Raw genomic sequence first — 23,561 nt, forward strand, 5'->3', positions numbered from 1 at the left:
TACAACACAATAAGAATAACCATCAAAAACGCTGTGGTAAAATAGTGGTAATATTGTGGTAAAACTCTTTTCTAAATTCCCATCAAGATCACGTTCTAAAAGCTAGTAAGTGCGAACAGCAATAAAAAACACGTAGACTTAAGCCAATCGCTCAGCTAACTTTAAAAAACTTAATTACAAGTGAGTTAATAATGCACATTGCCTTGATGCTTCTCGGTATGATCACCGGTCTATCTGTTGGAACAAACTTAACCTGGTTTTTGGGGTTGCCTATTATGGCTGGTAGCTTGCTTTTTCTGCAGGTAGGTACGTCGCAGTGGAGAGAAAGACAGGAAGCTTTTTTGTTATTCATTGGACTGGTTTGCGGTGCTATTTTGCTTGTAGTTAATATTCTTACTTAAAAGTAAGTTATTTTACCTTATGTTGATGCTATGCCCATGCAATCAAAGGCCCTGTTTATCAGGGCCTTTTTATTATCACCACTCGCCAAGACTGTAAGCGATATATGCCTTATGGAAAATAGCGTTCTTCTTGCGCTGTATATTGTCTAGTTGCTCGCGCTTCTGGCTGGATGACAAGTTATTATTGTCATTTACTGCCTTTTGCATCTTATTCAATTTAGATATGCCACGCTGAATCTTAGCCAACTTAGCTCTCGATCTTAGCTTTTCCCCGTCATTTTCAATAAGCTCTTTTATGCGCGATGTATCACCAAGTTCTTGCGCTCGCTTGTAACTGCCGTATGCCTGGTTTGCAGTATCAAGCGCTTCGTAAAACTCATTGGCGAACTTAGTGCTGCTCTTTGGCCCGCTACCTTGATAAAAAGATTTTATAACAGGGTATCGGCTGACCGGTGTTTCTGCTGACTCAATCCCCATCGCTTGACGGGCAACAATATCGCTTGCACCTAAAACGTATGCGCCTAGCGTGCCGGTATAACCTTTGATTAAGTGTTCGACTTTTTTAGGCGATACACCAAACGCTTGCGCAATAGCTTTTGCTGTGTCGCTAGTGTATGCGCTGTAGCGGTCCTCAGCTTGTTTGTTTTGATCTGCCATTCCTTCAATCGGTGCCCATTTGAAGAAAGACTTGTTCATTACAACTTCTGTAGCAGGTAGCATAAATTGTGGAATAGGATTCATAGACATAGTTGACGTTATTGCGTGAACAACTGCGCGCCCTAAGTCCTTTTCGTTTTGTGTACCTGTACCAAAGTGAAATAGGCGTTCCGGCATGGTGCCAAATATCACGCCAAGCTCAAACGGCTTAGGAATACGGTAATGATCTTCACCTGCAAATACATGCCAGTTCATATCCTTATCCCAATCTGGCAATTCTTGATAGCGCTCGTCATCGTCATTCATTGCAGCTAAAGCGAGACTAAAAGCTGCTAACTTAATGCCTTTGCCTGCAAGGTTAGCGCTGAGAATGCGCAACAGTTGGTCGTCACCATTAGCTTTTGATGCTCGAACGAGCTTGCTCATACCCTGCAAGCGAGCGTTAAAGAATGGCAGCATATCAACAAAGAACGCGATAGTCTCAAAGTTCCCTTTCAAGCTGTAATCCATAAGATCTTTAGCTTCAAATGCCGCTTGGCGCTTGCTCTTTCCTGCCTTTAACGCTGCTTCGTATGTGCTTAATCGGTTTGCGTTTTCAAATTTGTCACTTACATTTCTATATTTTTCGAGTAGCGACGCGCCACTGTCAACAATAGATCTCATGTAACTGTCAACTTGATTATTGCTCAAGCCTTTACTTCTTAACGCTCTACGCATCTGCTGCGCCCCGGCTTCTGGATCTGAGCCGTGAACATACCCGCCCTGGAACGCTGCGCCGCTAAATATTAGATCGCGGTAGGCTTCATCTTCTTTAAACGCTTTTTTAAGTCCTTTAAAGCTATCAGTGCCTAATTTGAAGTCATCCTTATTTATCATCCATGCGTGAGCCGCATCACGAACAAAGTTTCTAAATATAAAGTCTGGCGACAAAGTTACACCGGCGGTCAAAAATCGCTTAGCACTTCTGCCTAGCTTTCTAAATAAATTCTGACTGCCATTACTATTTATTTGTATTAGAGAGCGTAAAAGCGCTGGGTCACTCACAACATAAGCCTGCGCCTTACCACCGTTCATTACCTTTACTTTGCCAAGCTTGTTTAAGTCATGCTGGCTAAGCGCTGCAATATCTTCGCCGTTTTCTGACTTCATAAAGTCAGTGCCATCGAGATTGTTAACTACTTCAAGCATCGCTTTGTTTTTTAATGAAGCATCAATTAGCGTGCTTTGCCTAGTGATAATATTCTCTAGCAAGTCTTTAGTAGACATTCCGCCGCCTTTCAGTGCCTTAATTTGCGCTGACTGTCCGGCTATGCCATTTCTTGTGTGAGGCTCTATAATGGCCCGTTTAATATCATCCATTTCTGGATCTGTTTCGCCCATATCGCGGAAAAATGGCACATAATATTCTTCATCAAATGCTGCACGCTGCTGCTTGTTTAATAATCCTGCCTGCTCAGCCAGATCAAGAATAGCTGAATTTACCTTGTTATATTCTTTCCTTACTTCCTCAAATAGCTTTTCTTTACCTTTGCCAAGCGCTTTTAACTCGGCAATATCAGCATCGGTTAAGTTGTTTTCTCGGCCATCTTCTTTTAGCTTTTCAGCTCTGTGTGCGCCCATCCATGCGAGCCAATTATTAAGATCATCACCTAGCATGCCAAACACTTCTAATAACCCTTTGGTGTTTTCTTTACGTGCAACGATCCCGTTTTTCCATTGTGGTGCGCCATAGTTATATACACCATGAAGCACATCAGCCAAGCCGGATGCAAGACGAGCGCTTACATAACCTTGTTTATTTATATCGGTAATACCTGCCTTTTCTTCTGCCTGCTTAATGCCCGCCAGGCCATCGAAAATACCTTCGTTAAGTCTGTTCCAAAAACTAGAGTCTTTAGCAGTTTCATAAACGCTATTTAATTTACCTTTGATGATATCCGCCACTGATTCTTTAGCCTGCTCAACAAGCCCTAATTTTTCTTTAGCGGTGCGGGTATCTTCTTCGGCGGTTCGACTGAACTTTTTACCTGGTTGACTGTAAGCTAAGCCACTTCTCTGTTGAATTTTTGGCTCTCTCTGCGCTTTAAACCCTTTCACTATACTTTCGAGCATATCACGCATTGCAGTAACTTCGTCATCTTCACGGTACATGATGCCAGCTTTATCCAGCTGCGCTTTTATCCAGCGTTTTAATGCTTGCCACCAGTATTTAAGCTCGCCTTTGCTTGGTTCGTTTTCTACAAAGCGTGCAAAAATCTCCTCTGCTTTAACGTCATCGCTCATATCCCAATAATCAGTGTTTGCGTCTTTCCAGTATTTCTCGAACGCTTTACGGCCTTTGGTTTTTTTGATGCGATTAATAAACTCTTGCTTGGCTTCTTTACCTATAACAGTATCAAGACCACCATGCGCAATAGTTTCATGCGCCAGTGTTTGTTTTAAGTCTGTTACGCTATCAATATTTTCAGCAATAACATAAACAGTATTGGATATTTCGCTATAAGCGCCCTTAACTGTTGCGCCATCCAAGCTCATGCGCCACATTTGCTCTGCTTCGGCAGTAGTGGCTAATATACGAACCTTAATTCCATTTGCGCCGTTTAAGTTTTCGATAAATCCATCAGCTATTTTTTGCGCCTGTTCTGCGTTTACGCCTTTTGCTTTACCTTTTGTATTAGATTTTGAGAACTTAATATCTTGACTGAACGACTTAGGTGCTTTCGGTTCGGCGTTGCCGCCAGCCTTTACCCAATCATCACGGTAAGAACCTTGACCTTGTATTGTTACGAGCTTCGTTAACTGGTTCACAACAGCTTTCAATCTGCGCTTATTAAATCTCGCGGTCATAGAAGCGCTTGAGCCGTAAAAATCAGTGCCCATAGCATCAATTAAGTCTTGGTCAAATTTAACCGACTTAACGATGCTAAGTTTATTCGCCTTAGGAATAGTGATAGACCAATCATTTTCGCCAACCGGTTTTATAGAAACGGATTTAGTCGTGTCTAGTAATCCCGAGCCTTCAAGTTTGGCGCGAGCGGCGTTTAAAAACTTAGCTAGGGTATCGCCATCACGCATTGAGAATGTTTTAGACGATCCCGCTGCTGAAAACTCTTTACCTTCGTAATTTTTCGGTAAAAGTATGCCTTGGTGCGTTTTTCCTTCTTTATCAGTAAATGTTGCGATTCTGCCCTTTACTTCTTTTGAGCCCATTATTAGATTGCCGGTTGCGATGTATCTAACTTCGCGGCGTTCTGTATCTCTTAGCGGGTCAAACTTAAATTCATTGCGTATCTCTTGCTCGCTTCCTTTCGATATTTTGTAAGCGTGTATTTCATCGCCTTTAAGCTGGCTTAATGGCAAGCTGATTTGCCTTGAACCGCTGTTTAACATTAGGCTTATTTTTAACTTACCTGGCGTATATGGGTTGCCCTTTCCTTTTTTGTGCGAGTCTTTGATACCAACAACAACTGCGTTTACTTTTTCTTCTGGCAATTGAATTGCAAAGTGGCTACCCACTTGATATTCATTTAATGCCAACTCCATTGCTCTTTTTTGTTCCGCAAACGTTTGTGCTTGGCTTTCTAAGCCCATCACCCTTACTTCTAGATCTGGAACAGCGTCCTTGTCGTTGAGCTTTGCTTTTTCAAGCTCAGCCCTAGCGGTTGATAATTTCGACTCAATATCGTTTATGTATTTAGTATCACCACTTTTAGATGAAATAATTTTATCTTTTAACTTTGCAGGATCGCCGGCTTTAGCAATTGCTTTTATAACTTCATCTGCCGTAGGCGGCTTGCCCTGGTACTTGGCATCGACTTGGTGAAGGAACGTATTTCCACCGAATATCGTTTCAGGGTTTTTACCCTCGTAAATCACCTTTGAATCAATAATACGCGCATCAAGGTCTAGCATTTGCGGTGATAAATCGTTTTGACCTGTACTATCAAGATAATCAATTAAATCTTTATACTCGGCCTCAATATCCGCATAAATAGCCTCTTGTTTGCTAACAGGTAGCAGTGCCATTCTTCCTGTCGCTTTCTCGTAAAGACCTGGAATCGCGCCTTCTGACGCTGGCTGTGGAATGCCCAAGCTAGATGCTACTGAACCGTTATCTTTTAGATACTCGGTCATTACCTTGTCACCGTACTTATTCATCATATCAACTGAATTAAGGCTTACGTCTGAATCGGTATTTGCACTGGTATTAGCATTAAGCGATTTAAGCTTTTGTGAAGTCTTAGCCGCCGGCCTTTTTTCTGCAGGTATTGAAAGAGTTGGGAACTCATAAAACGGCTTTTCAACTTGGCCCGTTCGGTTTATACGGCCAAGCATTTGCATAAGTATATTAATATCAGCCATTGGCTGCATGACGATCATGGCACGTTTACGTGTATCGCTGAACTTTTCAGCAGCATGAATACTTAACCCTGTAGAGCCGGCCACATTTAGGACCAACGAATCTAACTCGCCATTATTAAATTTATCTACAGTGCCGCGCTTGTCTTTTTGCTCGGCTGTTGTGATCACATCAAGTACAGGCTCACCGCTACTATAATCAATTCTATATTTACGCCCTGTTATCTCGCTTGTTTTTATTCCTGCATTTTCTAGCTTGTTTCTTACATAATCAATTGGCGATATAGGCATATCAGATATATCTAAATTATTTATGATGCTTTCGGCTTCGTGGTAAAGGCTTTGCACGTATGGATCTAAATAACTAAGTGGAACATCGACTGATTTGCTATCACCTGATTTGTCTTTTACAGATACGCGGCGTGTGCGTTCTAACGCTCTTAACATTACATCACGATAATCAGCGTCAATAACATCGCCAGGCTCTAGGCCGTTATCAGCTACAAATTCAGATAGGAATGATCCCATTGTATTTTGAAGGGCAATAACCGGCTTTTGATTTGCTTTGTGCATTTCAATCGCTCGATCTGCCACTGTATCAACTTTAAGCCCCATTAATAGTTGAGATATAAAGTTGTGACCTATACTTGTGAAATTAGTGTGATTGAAAGAAGCATCTGCTTTATTACCCGCGCCGCTGGCGCTCATGCCTTCCTCTTGTAGTTTCTGGTTTATAGCGTCTACAGACAGATCATGAAACGCTTTATCTGCGCTAACAATGGCGCGTAAACCGGTGGTTACTTTGTCTGATATATCCGCGTGCTTGGCTTTGTTTGTTTCGTCCAGCGTAGTTTTTATTTCAATACCTTCAAAGCTACGTTCTCTGCGATATAGCTGCCCTGTCTCAGCGAGCATCCCCGCAATGATAGTTTGCAATGCTTCACCGCCTGCCGATGCTGCTTCGATCAAATCTTCTGGCTTATCTACTGAGTCCATTAAATCTGTGCGATAAAAGACAGGTAAGTTGTCTGGTCTTTTTGCGTAAGTTGCAGACAAATAAGCAACAGGTGAATTTTCGATTGCTCCGTACAAGAAGCCAGCTCTCGTTGTTCTAGTTCTCCCTTTAGTCTTTTTAACTCGTTCCCCGGCTGCGTTATGTGCTTCATCCATAACAAAGTAAGCGTTATCTTTAAGCGCTTCTATTAATGCTCTCTGGCGGTTGCCGTCTAGCTGGCTATAAGTTATAAACAGCATGTTATTATCATCTGGCAACTTACCAGTATTGATAATCTCGTCTATCAAAGCTACGTGCTTTGCCCTTGATTGCGTTTTGAATATCTTTTGATCGCCGCTCTTGATGAAGGCATCTTGATTGACTATTAGCGGTGCTGCGTTATCTGTTCCAATATCTAGCAGATCATCATACATATCAGTAAAAAGGTTATCTTTTACAGTAATAAAGATGGGTGTTTTGCCTGAACGCATAGCGTAACGGATTATACCTGCGGCTTGACGGCCTTTACCTACACCGGTTTGGTCCGCAATGATAATGCCTTTGTTTTTCTTCTCAGCGTTGTAAATGGCTGCGGCCACAGTGTCTATTTGCAGACCCATAAACGAATTGTAAAGCTCGTCTTTTGTCTTATAGCCAAGCTTGTCCATTACATAGTTATCAATTGTGCCTACCGCACCTTCAATAGCTCTAAGTGAATTTTTAGATGCTTCTGCCATATTTACAGGCGTTAATACGGCCTCGTTAGAACCTCCGCTTTGCGTAGTGTATGGGGCTTGATAATTTGAGCCTGTAGCTACAGACTCGCGTCCATCATTTCGATCAGTGCCGGTGCTGTCATTTCTTGGTACTCGCTCACTTCCATTTGTGACGGTTTGATCGACTCCACTTGGCTTAGTATTGTTCCCACTAGCTCCGTTTGCATTATTTGCATTGCTATCGAGCTTGGTGCCTCCATTACCGCGTCCACCTCTTGAGCCATCATTGACGACTGTATCGCGCGTACCGCTCCCTGTTCGTCCTCCGCTATTAGTTCCTGAAATCGAGCTTGTATTCTCCCCTCTAACTGACGGGGTGAAAATTGTGTCGATGCTGCCACTGTTAGCGCTTGTATCGCTGTCTCTGTCAATAGGTCGCCTTGCGGCTGCCATAGCTTCGTTGTATCTTTCATATAGTTCATCCCACGAATTTACGCGCTCTATACTGCCCGATTTAGGGCTAAATTTATTACTTTCTTGTCTGCCATTTACAGTTATAACACGTACTGGCCAGCCTGCGCCTTGTCGTGAATATAAATCGCCTGACACTTCAAAGTGATCCGCCACATTATAGTTTGAATAAAGCCAATTGAAAAACACGCGATCAGCTGCGCCAATAACGCCTGGCTCTTTGCTTGCACCAATAATTATAGAAGCTTTGCCGTTATCGTCTATAGCCTCAAGCGCTTTTGCTGCTATCAAGTGATCAATTGATTTTATTTTATAGCCATCATATTCAACAACTTGGTCAAGCTTGCCAAAAGGCGGGTTCATTATTGCAGAGTCAACTTTTTCATCTGGCACAAAGTTAGTCGCGTCTTTTTGTGTGACTTTGTAACCTTGGGCGCGCAATTGTTTTACTCTTAAATCGTTCAGCTCATTTACTATGGCATTATCTTGGCTAGCACCAATAAGCAACATGCCGTTGCCGGCTGTTGGCTCATAAACCGTTGTGTCCTCTTGTATTCCAGCCAGATTAGAAGATAGGTAAGCAAGCGGTGCCGGCGTACTATACGCCTGATTTTTCATACTGGTACTTGAGCGGACCGTTAAATTAGGCTGGTTTTTGTATAGAGAAACTAGCTTTTCGTAAGTGTCTTTTGGGTTTGCTCCCTCTCTTACAATCGCCTGCGCTTCTTTAACTAATGCAAGTTCAACAATTTCTTGCGCTTCTTTCATTTGCGCGTCAGTTACTTCGCCAGTGCTAATATCGTGATACTGAGACACTAAATTTTTAAGCGCTCTATTGTCATTAATGCTAGCTAAATTATCTTGAATAAGCCCTTCAAGACTATCCTTGCTCACGCTTTCATTAGCAACCGACTCGCCCGTAACTGATTTTATCCATGCTTCAACTTCGCCGCGTCTTGAAGGAGGGAACATCCAACCTTGTTGCTGCCTATGCCATATACCGCCTAGACCTTTTTTACCTAATTCATCTTTATGTGGCTTTGTATCTCCTTTAACTATGAATGAGCTTTTGTAGGCATCAATATAAAGAGAAGGTTTGTTTTCAGTGCTTTCGTTAGTCGCTTCTTCGGCCTTGCTTTCGTTAGTGCTTACTTCTTCCGATAAAATAGCATCAACGTCTAGGGCTCTAATTTCTCTCGGTGCATCCATGGTATCGGCAACTTCATCAGTTACATTGTATCGTACTGGATCAGCTGATATTGAAGCGTAAGCAGATTTTAGGTAGGGCTTTAATTGGTTCTGCTCAATGCCGTTTGCTTTAGCTAGCTTTGTTAATTGCTTAGCCCACTTAGCAAACTTAACAATACCTTTTGCCGCGAGTACCGCGCCAATTTTTGACACAATAAATGCTATTTTCGGATCAATGCCTGAGTTTAGGCGGCCTTTCTGCTCGTTAAACGCTTCTTTAAGCTCGCCAAATAGGTCTTGCAACTCATCGTTAAGCTTTTCTTCTGCCGCATCCAGCTTGCTTTCTGGCTTCTGCTTTGTCTCTGGTTTAGGCTTGCTTGATGGTTGCTTGACGGTTGCTTGATTGCTGTTGTAGTTATCTAACGCACTAACGGTATCAGCACCACCGCCTGCAAGCGCTGCTACATTAAATGTATCTGTATCACCTGGGCCTTTTTGTATTCTTACAGCTCGCGAGTTTTTTCTAGGCTTAGCGAATACAGTTCCAATTTTATTCCCACGATGATCGATTACTGTGTCGTTTTCTTGAAGGTTTGCAAACGCTTCAACTCGTTCTTTTACTGTTTTTAAATCTTTAAAGTTTACAACGTTAGGTTCTTGATCAAATAAAGGTGACTCACTATCTCCAAACATATCAGGGCCGCCACCTTGATCTGCGGATTCCGGCTTGCTTGATGTTACTCCGGCGTTTTCTCCGCCGCTTCTGCTGCCTTGGCTAGCATCTGACGCCATGCCTTGTGTCTGGCTGGACTGTTGCGCTTCTGTTGCGCTTCTGCCACCCATGTTTCTGCTGGTGTCTTGTTTGTCTTGCGTGAATCGTTGTTGTGCATTGCTTAAGACCTCGCTCATGCTTGGTAATGGTTGCGTTTCGCCAGTAAATATATCGGCCTGCTCAGCATTAATGAGAGCTGCGTCAATATCGTCTGCGATACTGTTTATTATAGCGCTCATTTTCTTGGCGCTTCGTATGTTTTTACTTAGCAGCTTAGCTAAGGCTTCCGCTTCTTCGTCCCGATCTGTAAATGCGTCTTGCTGGCTGATCATATCGTCTATTGATAAATTATCTCTGCGCGATTTAATGATCATGTTCGCTGCGCTGCTAACAGTTTCCGCTAGCTCTTGGCCGAAAGCGTTACCAACACTTACGCCGTCGGCAGGGCCTTTTAACGCTGCGACTTTCGAGGCACCGTTAACTAGCGCATTAATTAAGTTTGCACTCTCTTTTGTGGTAGCTTCACTGCTTGCTGATAAAAGATCCGGCGAGTCATACGCTTTAGCAAAGATAGCATTATTCACTCTTGCTGCAAATTGACTGTTCCATGTTCCATCGCTCTGTCTGTATTTTGCAGCTTCATTATTGCCTAATTTATTAGCAAACGAATTAAGAAATGCTTTATTGTCACTGCTTAAGATGTTGCCGTTTTCTGGTACGTTTAGCAGTTTTAATTCATCGTCAGTAAATAAAGACGCATCTGTTAAGGCAAGCTCTGTGGGGCTTCTTTCTATACCTGCTTGCCTATTGCTATCAACGGTAAAGTTTACAAGCTCGTCTTGAGATAACTCAGTCAGCCGCTCTCTTGTTAAAATAGGCGCTTCCATTGCTTCAATATCTTGCTTGTTTAAACCAAACTGCTCAGCATTATCAATCAAGAATTGCTTATACTTTTCTGCCTTTCCGTTTTTGTATGCTTGACGTATAGCCAATACACGACCATTGCCAGATTTAACAATAGGCGCGCCGCGATCTGTTTCTTGCGAATCACCTAATCTGCTCGGTTCTATTTTGTTTGCTATCTCGCTTATTTGCGCAAGCGATGATACTCGTGTTCTATCTCTTGGTTGTAAGTGTTGTGGATAGTTAGGGTTTGAGTTTCCGGCGCTATCATTTGATGTGACAAGACTTTGATCGTTAGCGTCAAAAATTGCAAACTCTGTTTCAATCTGCTTTCCTGTCGGAGTAAAAGTCGTTGATCGCTTGCCTTTAGGCTGGGCTAGGTTAGCGGCTGGTTTTTCGTTTGCTTTTTCAATGCTTTCAGATTGTTGTGGCATGCTACCTTCATTTGTGAGGGTGGCATCTGTTTGCTGATTTTCCACACTTAAATCCGGACCAGTATTAGGTGCGGATTTAAATGAGCTATCTTTAGTGGTCCAACCAAAGCCATTATCAAAAGGTATTGCTTTTGTTTTTTGTCCGGCTCTGCGTGCGGCACGCGCTTCTTTGCTTAATAGCGCATCGCGTTTTGTTTTAAAAGGCAAGCCGTTTCTTGCCACGTTAACGCCGCTTTGATCACCTGCAAAAACAATGTCTTTGTGTGGCAACAAGTTTTCTGCGTCTTTGCCAGCTTGTTTTATTTGCTCTTGAGCTCGCTGCTGTGGTCGCCCATCTTCGCCAAAAATAATGTCTTTTTGTTCTATTCCTTTGGCTTGCGCGTCAATCTCGGCTTGTGCCTGCTCTCGCATTTGACGGTTTTTTGTTTGCTCAGTTGTTGGCAGCTTGCCTTGCTCTGGCACTGTAAAACCATCAATAGGCCCTTTTTCTACGCCTGGCGCTTGCGCCTGTTGTTCGGGGCCTAATAGCTCTCCCTCATGGGTGTACTTAATAGGGCTAAATCTATCGTCCGGTGTAGGCGATTTATCAAATGCTGCTGCTTTTACTCGCTCGTCAACGCTTGGCGCGCCATTACCTTGATTTAGTGCGCGTAATGACTCTTGCGCCGGGCTTGTGAGCATATCACCAAACTGACCGGCGGCCTTATCAGTTTCCGCAAAGCCTGCCTTCCTCGCTGCTGTTGGCGAGTCATAATCAACGCCTTGATCATGCTGTAATGCGTCGTCCTGCTGGAATTGCGGCGTTACATTGTCGTCTGGTATGGCTTGTTCCGGCTCAATGTCTGCTATGTCGCTGTATTCTGCGAACATATCTCGCATTGTTCTTGCGACTGCTACGTTGGCTTCTTCTTCTGTAAATCCTTTTTTGATAGCAGCATTGTATTGCTGTTCTCGTATGGCTTCCTTTGCTTCGGCTTCATCCATGCCCGAGTTGACCATGTCTGCATAGCCAGACTTTAGAACTTCTGCTGATTGCTTTTGGTAACTGTCTAGCTTTTCATTTTTCGGCTTATTGTTATTATCCTGGGACTTATTGACAATGCCGCCCGCGCCGCCCGCAAGGCCACCAAATGCGCCGCCTGCTAAGCCCTCGTTTAATCCTGCTGCTACAACGCCTTTCATTGGGTCGCGGTTGTCAATCGGCTGTATAGCTTCGTTAATGCCGTATTGCTGTACGCCAGCCTGCAAGGATTCTGTTGCACCCTCTGTGGCAAAGCCCTTTAAGGCGCTTCCCAATGCACCGTTTTTCGCTATTCTGGCACCGGTTAACGCCTTTCCAATTACCGGATCGCCAATTGCGCTTGCTGCAAAATTTGTAACTAACACCTTGGGATCTGTTCTTACGTCTTGAGCTACACGTCTAGCAATTTCGTCTTTTGCTAAATCCCACTTTTCAGCGCCGCTAAGGCTTGGATTTTTTGAGTGGATATCCCTTAGTACATCTACAAACATTGGTGAATCAGCAAGCACATCATCAGGCATATTTTGTATTTCCTGCCTTGCTTGCTCCATGCCCTGACCAGTGCCAGCCGCGCCGCCTGTAGCACCCATGCCTATAGCGTCTGCGGCCTTGCTTCCTTTTTTGCCTAAGCTCGCCACCTTTGTTACTGCTCTTGCTGCTCCGCCGCCCGGGACCGCTGTGCTTGCAAACTGGCCTGCAACATTGGCCATTGTTAAGATCCACGTATCAATGTCCTTCATGCCCTCGCCAATAGCTATATCGCCATTAGCATCTTCGGTTATGAATTGTTTGTTTAGTGACTCCCTGCCGCTTTCTGACATTGTTTTTTGCTGTTCGTCAGACCAATCATAAAGTGATTTAGCTACCCCCTCTGCACCAACAAAATCAAATATACCGCCCATACCGCTAAGCGCACCAGCTTGGAATGAGTCTACGGCATCACCTGCAAGTCCATCGTTAAGGGTAGCGTTTTGCTTTTCCTTTTCAATTGCTGGGACTGATTCTACAGGTGTTTTTTCAAAATAATTATAGGCCATTTCGTTCTCTTTATTTTTTCTCAGAAGGTTTCTTGGTTAGCCAATCTAGCGTAGGTGTAATAGCTTTATCGCCTATGTACTCGCCAATATCGCCAAGTGTGCCAGGCAATGAGCCAACAGTTTGGCCGGTCTGCGTTAATACGCTGTCTAGGTGAGACATATCTGAATAATCAATTCGCTTTGCTTCATTTTTATACATGCCGCCGAGTCCATCTCTAAACCCATTGATAAAGCCGGGTTCCGCCAATCCATTATCTGGCTGTCTTGGGCCCGCTGATGAAGGGCTTGCTGATCCATTTAAAATTGAGTTTGCAAGACTTTCTTTTTTTGCTTTTGCTTTTTCCGCACCGTCATTATTGCCGCTTGATGAACCTGTTTTTGGGTTCTTTTCTTTTGGCGCATCTTTGCTCTTAATTCCGTAAGCTTTATTAAGCTGTTCTATTCTTTGTAGATATATGTTTTTAACTCTCTCTACAGCTTGCTGCCTTTCATCATCGCTTGCGCCCAGGCTGCTATCAGACTGTATTTTTGCAAATGCCTTGGTCATATCATCTTGAATTGCACTAAGCTTTTTTTGATAGTTCGCTTTAGACAATTCGCCTCTGCTGCCAAAGCTAACGCCCATTTGTGAACCCATCTTGTCCCAATATTCTGGCCTTTCCATCATATCTGCCATTGTCGCTGCTGAGTTGACAGTTCCAACAAGCTCTTTAGGTGTAAAAGTCAATACAGGATCATCGCTCTGCGACGTGCGCCCTTTAGTCATCGGCTTTTGTTCTTTTGCGCCGTTTTCATACGTCACTTGTAAAAGAAGTGCCACGCTGCCATCCTTGCGTTCTGTTGGAACAAAGCCTGCAAAATTAACGTCAGCGATTTTTGAGCCAACGGCTTCATCATACTGACCTACTGACGCGCTTATTTTCTCTTTAAATGCTGTATTGAAAAGGTTTACGAATGTGGGGTCGTTTACTTTTGATAGCTGGCCTGTTTTAATTGCTTCGCCCAGCATGCCATGCAGTTGCTTAACGTTTGCGCGTAAATCGGGGTCTGTATATCGCCTTGGATCTTTTGTTGGGTTTCGCTTAAACACTTCTTCTAATTCTTCTGGTATTTCCCCGTATTCACGAAAAGCTTGCCAACCTAGCGCTATACCACCTTGATCTTTTTTCCAAGTATCTTGTTGAATTTGGTAATTTTGCTGCCATTCACGTTGTTCGTTGGCATCTTCCCTTGTTTGTTTTCGGTATGCTTTGTTGTCCGCTGCTTGCTGGTTGCGAAAAGCGACATCCTCTGCTCGATCAGCTCGACGTTGTTTGTCAATATCAGCTAATCGAACCTGCTCTTGCTGATAGCGCTCCTCGTTGCGCTGATCTAAGTCAGTTAAACGTTGCTCGTTAAACTTGCGAGCTTGATGCCGCTCCATCATGTTGAAGCCTTTTAATGCTCCGTCTACAAATGCGCCTGCCATAATGCCCCCTTATAAAGAACCTGCAGCAAAACCAATTACAGCACCAATAGCAGTGCCCCAGCCTGGCATTATCTGTGTGCCAATCATTGCACCGGTTGCAGTGCCGCTCATTTGCGAATTTTTTTTCGCCTGATCAGCTTGGTCATTTGCTATTTCTCGGTTTTGCTCCATATCTGAGAGCGTTTTGAGTGACTGAGTTGATTTGGCCTTAGTGCTTTGGCCTGCGTTCATAATTGAGTAAGACATTAGACGTTTCCTATATCTGCAAGCGTGCTTGTAGCGCCACCTTGACCGGTTAGTATTTTGTTTTGCAGATCATCAACTGAACTGCGCGTTTCATTATTCACAGATGCCGTTGTGAGGCTTTTGAGCAGGTTGTTATTGTTATTATCTTGCTTGCTGTTTGATGGGCTAACACCAAAACGTGCTAGCTGCCGATCCTCGCTTTCTTTAGCAATCTTGAAGTTGCTATCAATGTTCTGCTGATTTCGTTCAAGCTGTTCTGTTAATAGCGAATCATCCGTTGCTAACGAAAATAATTTTTCTTGCACAGGGAGGTAGCGCTTTTTGTAATCTTCGAATTGTTGGCGAGTTAAATCTGCTAACGCATCTTGATAGCGACCTGTGCGTATTTGGCTTGAATCGACGGCATAAAGATCAAATGGGTCATCTGTTGTTGCTGGTGTATCTGCCATGATGTTATCTCCTAAGTTGTTCTCGTTGCGTTGATATTGCTATCGTCGAGCAAGCTACTGTTGGTAGTTGCGTTATAGGTGATTGTGTTGGCATTGTTTGCGTCTACAGCAGGCTGGTTCTTATAATAACTAGCCCCAGCACCCGCTATCGCACCAGCTGCGCCAAGTAAGTTGTCACTTTGCTGTTGTGAGATGCTTGCATCATTGAAGGCTTTACGCTGTGAGCTTTGTGCAATGTCAGTTAATGTTGCTGTCGCTTCTTGAGATTGTCCTTGGCCCATTGCCATTACATTGCTCATTTTGTCTATATAGCGTTCTTGGCCTGCTACCTGTGATCGTGCTGTGGTGTCACTTGATACAACTGATTGCTTGTCGCTTAAGTCGCTTAAAGTGCCTTTAAATTTACCTGAATTTGGATTAACACCACTCGCAGCTAAATTCGTGGCGGTATTTGTTCTTGCATTAGTGAATGCTTTTTGGCTGCCAAGGTTTGCACTTTCAGCAATATCTGAATAAACAGTGTCATCGTTCGCTTCTTTAGCGTCATCAATAACCATGTTTTCAAATGGGACTATGCTATCTTGGTAATAGGCCCATTCTTCTGCATAGACTTTTGCGAGCTCTTTCTCGTACTCAGTCTCTTTTATATCCCCGCCTGATTTACTCATGCTTTACAAACCTCTAAAAAATGCCGCCAGACAACTAAACCGTCACGCACACAAAATCGACGCCAACCATAAGCCGGTGCGACTTTATTAAAACCTTTGCGTGCTGTTGAAAACTCTATGAAGGATGCCCGGCCACACTTGGCAAGGCGAATGATGTGGTAGAGATACCGGTTGATTGCATCGCCCCCATGACAGGAAGCAACGCACACTTGGATATACTCATGTTTCATTTGTGAGCGCGGCCTCAAAACAACGAAGCCATCGGGTGCCACAAACAAAAAAGCCCACTCATTTGAGCAGGCTTTATCTATTTCATTGAACAAGTTGGGTTCGTTCGCCGTGTTACCTATTCGCGTTATTGGCTCTTTAAGCCGGTCACGGTGGTTGGCCCATGACACACACTGCAGATACGATTTGTCCATTATGTAAAAATACTAACCTATATTGGGGGGTTTTGCCATTAACTAATCGTTGATCCATCTTTGAAGGTTTGACAGATAATACTTTGCGCCGGAGCGTTAACGGTCTGCGTTCCTTCCGTTGATGTCTTCTTGATTTTCAATGTTACTGTTCTACTAGAGTTCGCTGGTATTGTTGCCGCTAATGTTTTGGTTACCGCAGTTCGCGTTCCATCATCACCACTAAATGCATGCGTGTATGAATCTTGTGCGCCGCTGAAGCCTGATACATATAACAATACCTCAGCTTCTGGTGCCGCACTAAAACCATGGCTACCAATTATCTTAATTCCACTTACTGTAACACTTCGGGCAAATGGCAAGCTTGCTATCGTAAAACTGATCACCGTGTATTCTTGGCTATGAGTTGTAGCGTTAACATTAGATGATGTCTTAACCCTTAGATCAGTTACATCACCTTCTATGTTAGCAGCGTAAACAGTTCCATAGAAACTGGCATTATTACCAAACAAAGTGTTGATATAAGCCTGATCTATTTGAGCACTGCCAATCGCACCATTTGCAATATATGTACTAACATTTGAGCTCAGGATTTTACTAAGTCCTGCAAACGGACCTAGTACGGGTTTCCCCGTTATTTCGTCATAGTCAAGGTAGCCTGTTAGCTCATTGAAAGAGAGTGAGTTTTTTGCAGCTAGAGTTCCAAGTGTGGGCTTCCCTCCTAACTCACTGTAATTTAGTGAGTTTTTACTCGCAAATGTCCCTAGACCTGTCACTTTAGATGATGGTATAGCCCCTGTAGACGACATAACTACATTGCCACTACTATCTTTTATAGTGACTGATTCAAGAGTTGCGCTTTTAGCTAGCATATTACCATTAGGATCAATCGAGAAATTGTTACTTCTTGCTCCCGTACTTGGATTATAGTTTATAGATGGAGAGCTTAACTGAGAGCCTACAACTACACGGTTTGATAGCAACTCATCGGTAACTAAGCTTTGAATAAATGCTTGGTCAATTACTGCCGTATTTATAACTGTTTTGCCGTCAGAAACAGCAAATACAGGAGTTAAGTTAGTAGGATCTTGATCTGTTATAACAGCAAACTTCGCGCCCTTCACAGCAAATATAGGTTCCACACCATCATTTACAAGGCCAATACTAGACTGCAAGCCGTTAACATTCGTTTTAACTCCCCAAAGCGATGAAAAAACACCTTCGTTTGTCGCGACTGTTTGACTAAGTGTTTGCAGGCTAGCGCCAACGCTTGAACCGTTAGTATCTTCAATTTGTGATTTTAACGTTGTTGTTGCAGTGCTAATAGCGTTGTTTGCTGCTGTTTTTGTGTAGTAGTTGTTATATAAATCCGCGCCTATGCTGCTACCAGCCTGATCTTCTATGGTGCTTTTTAATTGCGTTGTCGCATTGCTTATAGCACTATCTGCAGCAGTTTTTGTGTAATAATTGGTTTGTAAGTCCGACACCAACAAATCGATATCACTATCAAAACTAGACTGAAGAGCATTGATTGCTGAGCTTATGGCGCCATCTGTAGCAACTTTCGTGTAATAATCAGACACCAGCATTGCTTGGTTACTATCGATGTTAGATTTTAAAACTTCTGATGCTTCGCTTATTGCTGCATCCACTTCCACTGTGGTTGAATAGTTAACCTGCAAGTCTGATTCAAGATCATCAATAGTCGAATTTAAAAGCGTTTTAGCTTCGCTAATTGCAGCGTTCGTTTCTGCCTTTGTTAAGTAGTTAACAAATAAATCAGCACCTATGCTGTCTCCGCTTGGGTCCTCGATTACGTTTTTCAATTGCGTTGTTGCTGAGCTAATAGCGCTATCAGCTGCAGCTTTCGTGTAGTAGTTCGTTTGTAGGTTTGCTCCTACGCTAGTACCTTCGGGATTTTCAATAATGGCCCTTAGCGCAGTATCGGCACTTGCAATGGCTTCGTTAACGTCTGCGCTTGTAAAATAGTTATTTATTAAATCAGCTTTAACATCGCCAACACTGCTATCAAGTTTCAATATGTCCTGTGCTGTTGCCTGCGTTTTGGTGGCAAATGCTGTTTGAAGTTGATATAAGCCAGCCTTGCTATCATCTAATTCCGTATTTAGCGCGAAAATAGACTCAGCTAATGCTTGCTGTTCATTAGCGAGCACTTGTTGATTTAAAATTAAATCTGCTTCTACTAGTGTCCTCCTCTCTTGCCCTAAGTCATTCGCTAACGCATTTTCGATTATTGCTTCTGCGTTGGGCTGGTATTCCGCCCGTAACTGTTGGCTTGCCTTAGAGAGGGCTTGCTCAGTATCAACTTTTGTTTGGTAGTCATTAAAAAGCGTAGCGCCTACGCTATTACCTTCCAGATCTTCTATTTCACTTTTTAACGCAGTGGTTGCTTGGCTAATGGCTGTGTTTATTTCTGCCGTAGTTGAATAATTAACTTGTAAGTCTGCGTTTATTTCGTCCTTAACGCCCTGATCACCATCTTCAATGTCTTGAGTCAGTGAAGAGCTTAGCGCGGTTGTCGCATTTGTTATAGCACTGTTGGTTTGTGACTTAGTGAAAAAGTTTTCATATAAATCAGCACTTACATCATCAATACTTGACTGTAAATGTGTTGTTGCATCAGCTATCGCCTGATCAGTTGTTGTCTTGGTGTAATAGTTGACTTGTAAATCAGCGCTTATTTCATCAATAACACCCTGATCACCATCAGCAACTAATTGGCTAAGAGTTGAATTTAATGCAGTGGTTGCGTCGCTTATCGCACTGTCAGTCGCTACCTTTGTGTAGTATGAATTATACAAAGTAGCGCCGACACTTTCACCATTAGGATTTTCAATGGTGGCTTTTAGTAATTGATCAGCATGCGAGATTGCATTGTCAGTTTCAGTCTTAGTGTAATAGTTTTGGTCTAAGCCTGCGTTGATTTGCCCTATATCACTTTCAACATCAGACCGTAATGCGGTTACCGCTGAACTTATAGCGCTGTCTGATTGCGTTTTAGTGTAGAAGTTTTGATAAATGTCAGCGCTTGCATCATTTATACTTGATTGCAGTCGAGTTTCTGCTTGGCTGATAGCTTCTTCTGTGTCAACTTTGGTAAGGTAATTGACCTCTAAGAAGGCTCTGTTTTCGGTTATTTCACTACGTAATTGGAACGTGTTTTGTGCATTAGCTGTTAGGCTGTCTGAGAATGATTTAGTTAACTCTGTTATGCGAGCACTACTGTCATTGAACTGTGACTCAATAACTGTTAATGACTCAGCTAAAGCTCTAGCTTCGTCAGTAGTGACCTGTTGTTGCTGTAGAATGTTGGCCGTTATTATCTGTTGTTTGCTATTTGCTTCATCATTAGCTAGAGCGTTATCGATAACAGCTTGGGCCAGAGGGTCAAAACGGCTGTTCAACTCGAATATTGAACGCGATATAGCTTCTTCTGTATCAGCCTTTGTGAAGTAATCAGCAAAGAGCGTTGCCCCAAGGCTATTGCCTGCTGGATCTTCAATTTCTGTTTTGAGTAATTGCGATGATACCGCTATCGCTTGGTTAGTCTGTGTTTGTGTAAAATAGTCATTCGTTAACGCTGCACTTACCTCGTCGTCAATTTGTGACTTTAACAGTGTCGTCGCTTGGCTTATAGCACTGTCAGTCTCAGAAATTGTATAAAACTGTGTATTTAAAGTAGCTTGTATACTGCTCTCAGTTTCTTGCCCTGCTATTTCAATGGCTGATTCAAGATTTGTGGTCAACTGGCTTAGGGCGCTATCTGTGTCAGTTTTGGTGTAGTAATTTGTTTGAAGTGTAGCGCCCAAGCTATCACCGTTTGGGTCTTCAATCAGTGCTTTGAGTTGAACGCCATAAGCAGAAATAGCAGTGTCAATCTCAACACTAGTATAATAATCGCTGTTAATAAGGGCACCTAAGCTATCTCCACTTGGGTTCTCTATTTCAGCTTTTAGCTGCTCTGTAGCAAACGCAATAACTTGGTCAGTGGTAGCCTTTGTATAATACGTATTAGATATATCACCACTTAATGATGTGCCATGCTCTTCTATCTCAACTCGTATCGTTTCGGCTGCTGCGGCAATCGCTTCGTTTGCTTCTGTTTTCGTTAAAAACTCAGCCTCAATTATGGCGTTTACACCATCCAGTGATGATTGAAATTCGATAAACTTAATAGCATTGTTTTGCCAGTTTTCATCATTAATCAACGCAGCATCTATTAATTGTCTAGCTAGATCCTCGTTGCTAATTTCTATTGACTCGACCCTTTGCTTTGCTTCCTCGGCATTAGCCTTTGCACTATCAGTTGCACTATTTAGTTCAGTAATAGAGTTATTGATATTTGGAATTGTAGTTAATTCAATATTGCTTATGTCAGTTCTTAACTCAGGAATATCAATCAAAAACTGATCGATATTGGTGCGTAACTCAGCAATATCAATTTCAAATTGGTCAATATCAACTTTTAATCCAGGTATTTCCTCTAAAACTATACTGTCTATTAAGTTTTCAATATCAGGGATAGAGTCTATGGCTGAAGTAAGGAAATCGCCTAGATGTGACTTTTCAATCAAGCCGCCAATTTCATCCAAAATCATAGCTGCTGATTCTTGTGTTACCACTTTCAAGCCAGCTGCGCCCTGTGTCGGCCCTTTCATATCTGCGACATTTACAAAGCGAACCCAATAATAATACTCAGCCCCCATACTAACTGAATCACTAAATACATCGGCTACTTCTGTCGCAATAAGTACAGCACTGCTAAATGAGTCGGTTTCACTTCGCCAAATTTCAGCATAAGCATGGCCGCGATATGTTGGGCTATCCCAAGTAAGTGCGATGAAAGTAAAACCACCAGTACCAGAAAGGTTAACGGGCTTATGAGGACGCTCTACGCCTCCGACTGTAATAGGTAAGCCACCTCCATTAGTATTCCCACTTGTAGCACTTTGCCGAAGAGCCGCTATTTTCATTTGGTCAAGATTTACTAGGTCTTTAACTAATAAAGCTCTGTTTTGTCCATCGCCACGCTGCCCGGTAAGTAACTCTATATTTTCAGCTAAAGCGCTTTGCGTTTGTTTTCCGTTTTGTCTGCCAATGCCAGGAAAATCACTTCTTTTTAGATTCTTTGCCATTAAGCCACAACCTCACGCATCGTCGTTGCAATTGATACACTGTGTATTATTCCGCTGCCGTACACTTCAAACGCCCACGAATCGCCGCGTGTTGGGGGGAGCCTAAATGCAGCGCTAGGAATTTTACCGGGCTCAAGGTGCAGCACTTCTATTTCGTCAGCAAAAATACGTAAACCTGATTGGTTAACGTTAACGCCTTTAACCATGCCACAAGCAAAGCTTATGTCTTGTGCTTCAAAGTCCTTAGACCGCCACTGATAACTCATAACAGAGGGACTAGACTCCCATTTGCTTAGGTTACCGCCTTGGCATGTATATAACGCATCATCAACTAAGCTGTTAAAGCCACAGTCTGCGGTTGCTGTAAAATGCCGAAAGTCACCTGTGTTTGGATCGAATATAAAACCTTTGTCTAAATTTTCTCCGTAGAACGCGAGGTAGCGCCCTTCTTGGTGATATGCTTCTATTGTTTGAGGAGCGTACTCCTGCCATTGTTCGCGAGTAATTATTTGATTGGTCAGCATGCTAAGGCCGCTTGTTGACAATGAAATTAAACCATCTGGACTTGCATATATCAGCGAGCCATTAACAATGACTGCTGATCGCCCACTTACGCACGCTTGATTAAATTCCAATTTTTGACCAGCCATTGCACTAGGCGTGATACCACTGAACAAGTACGGGTAACCTTTAGTGAGTACCGCCAATGTATTGCCAAGCGCAGCAACTGTTACAATGTCATGCTCTGTAGTCTGCTGATAATCACTCGGCCATGCATAAGGCAAGTACGCCTCACTAAAGCAAACTGTGCTACCAAAAAAACCAGCAAGTATGCCATTAGCCATTGACGTTAATCCAATCATATCTTCGTGTGGCATTTCATAGTCGTAGGTATCAAGTGACGCGCCTAATTCATCTCCTTGAATATCATCAGTGAAAGCGTTTTGAGAGATTGGTATTTCAGCCACAAATAAATAATCAGCTGAGCCGCCTCCGGTTGCCGTTCTATAAATACGTCTATGTGTTATGTTTGATGCGTTCACGTTCGGCGGAGAAAATACCAGCGTTACATAGGTGCTATCTTCATCTGGATATTTAATTTCAACCCTTTGTGATGCTTCACCAGGTGGTCCTTCCTCACCTGCTGCAGTGACAAATGTATGAGTGTAATACCTTGTTTCATCATCGTTAGGATCAATGCTTGCACCATCTGCGTTTTCGTCAACGCCCTCAGTTACAGAAGCTATAATTGGCACTTCTGGCGCTTGCAAGCCTAACCGGTAAGATGCTGCAGGCATATTTGAACCGCTGAATATTTCATTATTTGTTACTTTCGGGTATCCATCACCAGTAAAATACACACGTTGCCACGGATCATCAGCGATAGGACTTGGTACTGCATGAACGTGCTTATCCCACGCGAACCAGTATTCATGTAAGTATTGGTAAATTGTCTTTGCTGTTTGAAGTACCGCAATACCGGTCAAAGCTGGGCTTTTTAGTGGTGACAGATTGCCATTATCAAAATGACAACCATATGCGATAGATGCAGATTCATTTGGAAGTAAACGAGGATCGAATTTAGGCCGTTCACCGGCAAAGGTTTTAACAGTGATCGCAGGCATAAGTTGGTCTTAATTTATTATTGAAGGGAGGTGTCTTTGTAAGTTTTATCTTTTCTAACTGTCTAACTAAAAGTTCATAAGAGTTGTCTTTTGACCGTACTTAATTCAAAAACTATAAATTAAAGGCAGGTACGGCTTTAAAAGTTAAATAACCATTATTCATTTTCAAAACTCAATTCAAAACATCTTTGCGGCGTAAATCGCCCAAGGTAGTCGACATTAACAAACTCTAAACAGTATGCGACAAGCTCAGAACAAAACCATTTCTGGGAGTCATTCCATGCACCAAAATAATGACCAAAAGCGCCACCAAAGTCATAGTCACAACCTAATAAATCTTTTGCATTATTAGCTTTGCCATTCATTATGCGAATTTCATGGTTTGGATAATCTATTTGAACCTTACTTAATGGTTCTTTTATTACCCCTTTAGATGCCTTGGCGTGTATAACATAATCAATGCCTTGCTCGGTTATGACGACACCGCAATGATGCCACTGTGACCAAGTTACAAGTTTAATAAGTAAGCTAAAGGGCATATTGTTGCTACAAAATATGACTCGCATTATGCACTCCA

General features: G+C 42.8%; 9 protein-coding genes. All 9 read right to left on the reverse strand.

What is annotated here, in order from left to right; translation table 11 throughout:
- Nucleotides 1-476: 476 nt before the first annotated feature.
- Nucleotides 477-12,953, reverse strand: coding sequence for an LPD38 domain-containing protein (locus tag ACN0WX_RS14650; protein ID WP_417623086.1), 12,477 nt, complete (start codon nt 12,951-12,953; stop codon nt 477-479).
- 10 nt (nt 12,954-12,963) lie between these two features.
- Nucleotides 12,964-14,421: a hypothetical protein gene (locus tag ACN0WX_RS14655; protein WP_417623087.1), complete on the reverse strand. Its 1,458-nt coding sequence runs from the start codon at nt 14,419-14,421 to the stop codon at nt 12,964-12,966.
- A gap of 9 nt (nt 14,422-14,430) precedes the next feature.
- Nucleotides 14,431-14,667: a hypothetical protein gene (locus tag ACN0WX_RS14660; RefSeq protein ID WP_417623088.1), complete on the reverse strand. Its 237-nt coding sequence runs from the start codon at nt 14,665-14,667 to the stop codon at nt 14,431-14,433.
- Nucleotides 14,667-15,116 carry a hypothetical protein gene (locus ACN0WX_RS14665; RefSeq protein WP_417623089.1) on the reverse strand — a complete coding sequence of 150 codons (450 nt, stop codon included), beginning with the start codon at nt 15,114-15,116 and terminating at the stop codon, nt 14,667-14,669. Before ACN0WX_RS14665 ends, ACN0WX_RS14660 begins: the two co-directional genes overlap by 1 nt.
- Before the next feature lie 11 nt (nt 15,117-15,127).
- Nucleotides 15,128-15,784, reverse strand: coding sequence for a hypothetical protein (locus ACN0WX_RS14670; protein WP_417623090.1), 657 nt, complete (start codon nt 15,782-15,784; stop codon nt 15,128-15,130).
- The gene (locus tag ACN0WX_RS14675; protein ID WP_156426434.1) at nt 15,781-16,107 is read right to left on the reverse strand and encodes a hypothetical protein; all 327 of its coding nucleotides are present in this window, start codon (nt 16,105-16,107) and stop codon (nt 15,781-15,783) included. The genes ACN0WX_RS14670 and ACN0WX_RS14675 overlap by 4 nt, the downstream gene beginning before the upstream one ends.
- 137 nt (nt 16,108-16,244) lie before the next feature.
- The gene (locus ACN0WX_RS14680) at nt 16,245-21,359 is read right to left on the reverse strand and encodes a hypothetical protein (protein ID WP_417623091.1); all 5,115 of its coding nucleotides are present in this window, start codon (nt 21,357-21,359) and stop codon (nt 16,245-16,247) included.
- Nucleotides 21,359-22,984, reverse strand: coding sequence for a hypothetical protein (locus ACN0WX_RS14685; RefSeq protein WP_417623092.1), 1,626 nt, complete (start codon nt 22,982-22,984; stop codon nt 21,359-21,361). The genes ACN0WX_RS14680 and ACN0WX_RS14685 overlap by 1 nt, the downstream gene beginning before the upstream one ends.
- A gap of 155 nt (nt 22,985-23,139) precedes the next feature.
- A partial coding sequence (locus ACN0WX_RS14690; protein WP_417623093.1) for a YiiX/YebB-like N1pC/P60 family cysteine hydrolase occupies nt 23,140-23,561 on the reverse strand: 422 nt, incomplete at its 5' end.

The organism is Parasphingorhabdus sp. (genome assembly GCF_048269915.1).
Classification (GTDB): domain Bacteria; phylum Pseudomonadota; class Alphaproteobacteria; order Sphingomonadales; family Sphingomonadaceae; genus Parasphingorhabdus.

What these genes read in the sequence shown, in the direction of transcription:
- ACN0WX_RS14650 (WP_417623086.1), bottom strand. Translation starts at nt 12,953, where the DNA reads ATGGCCTATAATTATTTTGAAAAAACACCTGTAGAATCAGTCCCAGCA.
- ACN0WX_RS14655 (WP_417623087.1), bottom strand. Translation starts at nt 14,421, where the DNA reads ATGGCAGGCGCATTTGTAGACGGAGCATTAAAAGGCTTCAACATGATG.
- ACN0WX_RS14660 (WP_417623088.1), bottom strand. Translation starts at nt 14,667, where the DNA reads ATGTCTTACTCAATTATGAACGCAGGCCAAAGCACTAAGGCCAAATCA.
- ACN0WX_RS14665 (WP_417623089.1), bottom strand. Translation starts at nt 15,116, where the DNA reads ATGGCAGATACACCAGCAACAACAGATGACCCATTTGATCTTTATGCC.
- ACN0WX_RS14670 (WP_417623090.1), bottom strand. Translation starts at nt 15,784, where the DNA reads ATGAGTAAATCAGGCGGGGATATAAAAGAGACTGAGTACGAGAAAGAG.
- ACN0WX_RS14680 (WP_417623091.1), bottom strand. Translation starts at nt 21,359, where the DNA reads ATGGCAAAGAATCTAAAAAGAAGTGATTTTCCTGGCATTGGCAGACAA.
- ACN0WX_RS14685 (WP_417623092.1), bottom strand. Translation starts at nt 22,984, where the DNA reads ATGCCTGCGATCACTGTTAAAACCTTTGCCGGTGAACGGCCTAAATTC.